Annotated in this window: 4 protein-coding genes; 1 reads left to right on the forward strand and 3 read right to left on the reverse strand. The window is 30.5% G+C overall.

Annotated elements, in window-relative coordinates; genetic code table 11:
• The 3 genes from ACOI1C_RS22280 to ACOI1C_RS22290 all read right to left on the reverse strand — a co-directional run.
• A partial coding sequence (locus ACOI1C_RS22280) for a hypothetical protein (RefSeq protein ID WP_422512831.1) occupies nt 1–519 on the reverse strand: 519 nt, incomplete at its 3' end.
• Complete coding sequence (locus ACOI1C_RS22285; protein WP_422512832.1) at nt 503–1,600, reverse strand: tyrosine-type recombinase/integrase; 1,098 nt, start codon at nt 1,598–1,600, stop codon at nt 503–505. The genes ACOI1C_RS22280 and ACOI1C_RS22285, both read right to left, overlap by 17 nt.
• Nucleotides 1,584–2,630 carry a tyrosine-type recombinase/integrase gene (locus tag ACOI1C_RS22290; protein ID WP_422512833.1) on the reverse strand — a complete coding sequence of 349 codons (1,047 nt, stop codon included), beginning with the start codon at nt 2,628–2,630 and terminating at the stop codon, nt 1,584–1,586. The genes ACOI1C_RS22285 and ACOI1C_RS22290 overlap by 17 nt, the downstream gene beginning before the upstream one ends.
• A 620-nt stretch (nt 2,631–3,250) precedes the next feature.
• On the opposite strand from ACOI1C_RS22290, the gene ACOI1C_RS22295 reads away from it, so the two are divergent.
• Nucleotides 3,251–3,966 (forward strand): hypothetical protein (locus tag ACOI1C_RS22295; RefSeq protein ID WP_422512834.1); only part of this gene is annotated, 716 nt, incomplete at its 3' end.

Consider the following 3,966-nt stretch of genomic DNA (forward strand, 5'->3'; position numbering starts at 1 on the left):
ATTGACTACTTCCGATATTCTGCAACCTGTTGTAAAAAACAATGTAAATAAAAGTACGTCACGATTAAGCGTGTTACTATAATTGACTAAGTAGTGAAAGAATTTTAATACCTCATGTTTACCCAAGCATATTACTTTCTTATTTTTTGGTTTGAATTTTTTTAGTTCAAAGGTTATTTCTAGCATAGCATTGTTAAAATCATAATTTCGATGAAGATACTTAAAGAATGCAGATAGAGCATCACGTTGTTCTCTTAACCAAGAATAACCCTTATTCACATTACTATAGAAATACTTATCCAATAGAGATGAATCGATTGGTCTAAAAGAAATGAAAATACCTCTGTGATCATATATTTCATATACCTCTTGAAGATGGACCTTATCATTAGAGGTCTGAGTTATCTCGGCAATTTCTCTAATGAATATAGCAAGTGCATTTCTAAAATGTGTTTTGGATGAGTTTGAATATTGACTATTCTTCAAAAATTTACTGATCTCTTTAGTTAATACATCCATCTTCTGTACCTCCTGAAATTAATTGTTTGATTAATTCTTCTAATGGAAAAGGAAATTTTTCATGCACTTCTTTCTGTAAGTCCTGTGGTAAAAGTTTGGTATATCTTGATGTTGTGGAAGGACTCTCATGACCTAGAATTTGACATAGATACATAATTTGCATACCTGATTTTAGACAATTTACTGCAAAAGTATGCCGATAAGAATGCACTGTATACCTTGAATCTATGCCTAGTTTATCTTTGATCTCAAATAAATTATATTGTATGCTCCTAACAGAAACTGGAGTAGTCCGTAATTCTCCTCTTTGTCGACTAAATAAATAACTATCTTTTGCCTTCTCTACATCTATTACCCCTGTATCTTCCATATAGACTAAAAGAGCATTTTTTACTTGTGGGTATAGTGGAACATGACGTTCTTTGTTACCTTTTCCTAGAGTATAGATATAATTCTCTTTAAAATTGACATCTTTAACCCTCAATTGTGCTAGTTCACTGATCCGTAAACCAGTACCAAGTAATGTAATGAAAATAGTTCTCCAGAGAAAGGAGCATCTTCTTTGTTCAACTAATTCAAATATATTTCTAAGCTGGGTATCTGTAAAATATCTAGGTAAATGATTTGTTCTAACTTTATTAAATTTATATCCAAAATTTTTAGATGAGTAGCCCTTCTCAAAGGCAAAGGAACAAAGGCGTTGCATTATCCCAAAATAGGTGTTTATAGAACTTCTTCCGATTTTCCCGTTTGAATCGATAAAGTCGTATAGTAGCTCTTCATTAATTTCTGAAAAGAGAAGGTCCTGATTTACTTGAAGAATATATTTCCTTAATCGTTTCAGGAAACTCAGATAATACTTTACAGTATTTTTGGATTTGACATTTCTTATCTCCTGAAGCAGTAATGAATTAACAAACTCTTCAATGACACTTAAAGCATTTAATTGTTCGATCAGATCATTGTGGCTATTGTTTCCTGTTTTACTTATAAATAAAAGGAAGTCATTATAATCTAGTTTTAAATCTTGACAAATCTCTTCTATATTATATTTACTAGTTTTTTTAATTGGCATCTTCATCTACCATACTTTCAATAAAATCTGGTATTGGATTAAACGGGATAGTATTAGTAAGTAAACGGTCAATACTTCGATGCTGATAATATAGAGTTGAAACCCAATGCTTATGACCAACAGTATCGGAAATATCTTGGAATGCATTCCTATTTTCAAAAGCGTTAGTAACATAGTTGTGTCTAAGTGCACGTGCATGAATCTTAAGATGGCCGAAAGCTTTTATATTTTCTTGGGAGATCTGCAATGTTAAATAACGTCTAGTCGCCCTTTCACCATTATTCATGACAAAAAAATAATCGTTATCAGGATGAAGGGTTTCTCTAATGACTGTGTACTGTTTTAAAGCTTTTATTACATAGTTATTTAACACTAATTTTCTGGTACCAGATTTTACGGAATGCAATCTTATTGTCCTTTCTGTAAAATTAATGTCAGAAACCAGAAGATTACTTGCCTCTATTGGTCTACATCCAGTTTCAATATACAATAGAAGTAAGGCGTAACTTCTGGATTTCATCACTGGATTTTTGTTTTTTCTGATAGACTCTGCTAAGTCCATGATATCCTTTTGCTCTATGTATAAATTGGATCTTTTTACCTTGGCAAGAAGATCTTTAGGAATGTTATACTTATTTGGTACGATTTCACGATGAAATAAGAAATTTATAAATGCCTTATAAGCCTTCATAATGGGATGGGCACTAGCAGGCGTGAGTTCTCTTTTTTCTATTTTTTGTAACATAAAGCTTTCAAATTTAATTTGGAATTCATCTGAAATATTTTTAAAGTCAAGTAAAGTATCAAACGAAATCGAAAATACACTTCTAAAGTCTTTTACAATTTTTCTAACTTTAATTTTATAAGATTCAATAGTAGTTGAAGAGTAATTACATATAAGAAGATATTCCCCAAATTCTTCAATATATGGAGGGAATTCAGCTCTTTTTTTATAGTCTTTTTTGGTAATATTCCTTACCTGCTTTTTTGGTGGGGATAATTCTTTGTTTATTTGAAGTGAAGCTGCGTTTTCCATTTTAATTCTCCTATTCTTCTTGAAATTCTTCCAGAACTGGTTTATACTTGTAATAATTAATGCTTTTTTTTGTTTGTTTGCAGTCTATTAGCTAATAGACTAGCGGGTGATTTATTAAACTTTGTGGCCTTTGGGCTGATGTTCTAATTTACGGATGATCTCTTTATCCGTGATTTAAAAATCAGTTCAAAGGTCTTTTTGTTTTATGATCAGTATCGACAAAAAATATGGGGTTAATACGCTAGCTTGCGTATTGTTTGGACAATACGCTATGTAGAACCCCTCTTTCGATACATTTTCATAAGATGATCCTTTGAACCTTGGGCCAATGGTCTAGGTTTTTTTATTGCTTGAAAACCTAGGAATTAAAACACAGGAAGTAAAAATAGTGATTTTGACTAATAATTAAGATTGGAGGTGAGGGGTAATGAAAGATATACTTATGTACTTAATATTTTTTCAAATGAAAATTACATCTAAATTTAAAGAAGAACTTATTTCTCTCATTTCCTCATTAATTAATATTGGCACTTATAGTCATAAACTATTATTCTGAACTTTTAAAAGTACAACGCAGATTAATAAATCTAGATAGGTTATTTTATCTTTGGTGATATAGAATGACTAAACCAAGGAATACCATATCTTTTGATTATAGGTATGGTTACAGAGAAGCAATGAAATATCTGAGTAATGAACTTTCAGAAGAGGAGTACATTAGTTTTCATTTTGATTCGAGTATGAGAAATTCTTTAGCGTGGAATGAGTTAATAATCTTACAATCACAAATGGATATATTTAGAACACTCTTATTAAAATTAAAACTAACAAATCGAAGACGTGTGTTACTTAATAAAGAAATTATAGGTTTTAGCCAGAGAGATTTATATGAGCGTTATGGCATACCAAGAGACATGGTAAGGTCCTTTTTGGGGCTCGTGAAAAAGAAAGATGAAGGAAAGAAACATTCTGTAGAAATAAGAGCAATAATTTCAAAAAAAAGTTTTTATCCTGATGAATTTATACAATTTATTGCACTTATTACTAGGGTCCCAATAAATTGGTTAATAGAAGAAAATCCAAGTGATAATTGGGATATAGATTACTTTAATAGGCTACCTGTATTAAAGGAATGTGAATTTTTTAACTATCTTTCTTCAAAGTCGATTAACATAAACGATATTGAGGGGTTTACCATCCAATTTGAAAACTTTGAACCTATAAAAGCTAGGTTTGAATGGATCAAAGGTGGATTTATTCTAGAAGTAATGAATAAGAAATTGGAGTTAAATACTTTATTTAAAATAAAACAAATCCTTTCTCCTTTTAATATTTT

It is taken from the genome of Bacillus sp. DJP31, assembly GCF_049310945.1.
Taxonomy (GTDB): domain Bacteria; phylum Bacillota; class Bacilli; order Bacillales; family SA4; genus Bacillus_BS.